The 2,267-nt window shown below is 32.8% G+C and carries 2 protein-coding genes and 1 pseudogene; all 3 read left to right on the forward strand.

The genetic code is table 11. The annotated features are described in order from the left end of the window. Positions 1-960 carry a hypothetical protein gene (locus AC1DJR_RS28655; protein ID WP_477004118.1) on the forward strand — a complete coding sequence of 320 codons (960 nt, stop codon included), beginning with the start codon at positions 1-3 and terminating at the stop codon, positions 958-960. A gap of 61 nt (positions 961-1,021) precedes the next feature. After that, positions 1,022-1,534 (forward strand): GNAT family N-acetyltransferase, encoded by a 513-nt coding sequence (locus AC1DJR_RS28660; RefSeq protein WP_341024859.1) that lies wholly within the window; start codon positions 1,022-1,024, stop codon positions 1,532-1,534. Between the two features lie 239 nt (positions 1,535-1,773). Beyond that, positions 1,774-2,115, forward strand: a pseudogene (locus AC1DJR_RS28665) (serine hydrolase); the annotation flags it as partial. Positions 2,116-2,267 lie beyond the last annotated feature (152 nt).

Here is a 2,267-nt window from a genome sequence, read left to right on the forward strand (position 1 = left end):
GTGAAGATATGTGAAGATATTACACTTGAACTACGGTCAACAATAGAGGATATGTTACCTGACGATTATAATGAGGAAGATGTGAAGAGCGTACTCGAAAAACTGGGAAGTCCAGTTTCATTGGCTAATGGCTATTTGGATAGACCGATGCATTTAATTGGACCACGTTATTTTGATGTATATACGACATTATTAAAAATGATTATACCAATTGCAGCTGTTATCGCACTCATTGCAATGATTGCAGAAAATTTTATAGGCTATACTGGTGATCAAGCAGTATTAAATGTTATTTTAAAATTGATAGGTAAAGGCATTGGGGAAATTGTCGAAGTAGGCCTCCATGTATTTTTTTGGTTGACACTTGTATTTGCTATTTTAGAAAGAACAGATAAAGACAAAGGTACTCAACCGTTGACGACAAGTTTAAAAAAATGGACTCCTGATGATTTAAAAAACATTTCGTATGTTCCAAAGAAAAAGTCAATCTCAAAGTTTGAAGTTTTTGGAGGTTTGATGTGGACAGCAGTTTGGGCTACACTTTACTTTTATGCGAATCATCTTGTTGGCGTATATAATGGCACAGCAAATGGACTGAAGTTTGTCGCGCCAACTTTCAATCAAGATGTTTTACTTCAGTATTGGCCAATCGTTGTAATTATGATCGTTTTCGAAATAGGTATATCTCTTTATAAATTAGTGCAAGGACAGTGGACGCAAAGATTGGCAATTGGGAATTCTATTCTTCAAGTAGCCGGAACAATAGTATTCATTGTAATTGTAGTAAATCCGCATTTATTTAACGAAGGATTTATTACGTATGTGGCAAATATGTTTACTATTTCCCCAGAGGAATTTAAAACGTGGTTAATTGGCGGTGGAATTTTCATTTACACGCTGTCTGCTGCAATAAATATATTTGATGGTTTCCGAAAAGCTAGTATTCGTATGTGGAAATGAATCAGAAATTCCGATAATATGAAACCATTTAGAAGATAACCATTATGAAAGGAAGAAAACAATGATAAGGGAAGCAACTAAAAGAGATGTAGCATATATTTTAGATATTTATAATGATGCGATAGTTTATACAACAGCTGTATATGCTTATAAACCTGTAACCCTTGAAAATAGAATAGATTGGTATGAACAAAAAAAGACTGACGGTTATCCGATTTTAGTATACGAACTAGATAATAAAGTAGTAGGATTTGCGACATTTGGTCCATTTAGAGCATGGCCTGCCTATAAATATTCAATTGAACATTCTGTGTATGTTGATAAGGAATATAGAAAAAATGGAATTGGGTCCACTTTAATGGAAGAATTAATCACAATTGCAAAAGAAAGAGAATATATGACCTTAATTGCTGGAATTGATGCGGAAAATGAAAAGAGTATTGCCTTGCATCAAAATTATGGATTTGTTCATGCAGGAACAATAAAAAAAGCTGGTTATAAGTTTAATAGATGGCTAGATTTAGCCCTTTATCAATTGGAGCTTAATGGCCCTAAAAATCCTACTGAAGAATAGCTGTATCTATTACTGTAAAAATAATTTTTTAAAAAAATTGTATATATTTCAAAAGATAGTATGAAGAAATCTCATGCTATCTTTTTTGTATTCACCAATATAATTTAACAAAGGAGGTTTTTTACATTTTATATCGAATTTTCATGAGGGTGATAAAACAATATAAAAAGAGGGATGAATATGGAAACTGTCATACGAAAAATAAAAGAAATACAATCTGGTCAAGTTGGAGTATCTGAAATCAAGTTCTTTCACTTTTAGTACATATTTTTCGAGGGTATAAAGCAGAACCAGAATTATGGGAACCCATTATTAGTGGAATGGTAAGACAACAAGGTGATTATGAAGGGATACCGTATTATCATTTAGCTCATATGACAGGTGGTTTATCCACCGCTACAATAAATATTGGTATAATAGGAATGTTTCATGAATTTCCGTTTCTTTATGTAGTTGGGGGAAGAGATTTACCTAATCGATTTGATAATAAAGAGGTTGATGAAACAATTCTAGAAGCTTTGAAGTGCTTATATAAAGAATATAAGATGACAAGTCAACCAAACGTTGTAACCGATAATTGAATAAAAACGTTATTTGTGCGACACGTTTCCTCATAAGTGTGCAAACACGAAATAGGAGGGTTATCAATTTGATAACAACAACTGATTGACTGAAAGTAGGAATGAAAGCCGTCAGGTTGAGCTGAAACTAATTATCTGATACTCCTACATGC

The sequence above is a fragment of the Bacillus sp. 05T31 genome (assembly GCF_056396725.1).

Bases quoted from the DNA above. Each gene is read 5' to 3' on its own strand.
- AC1DJR_RS28660 (WP_341024859.1), top strand. From the start codon at position 1,022: ATGATAAGGGAAGCAACTAAAAGAGATGTAGCATATATTTTAGATATT.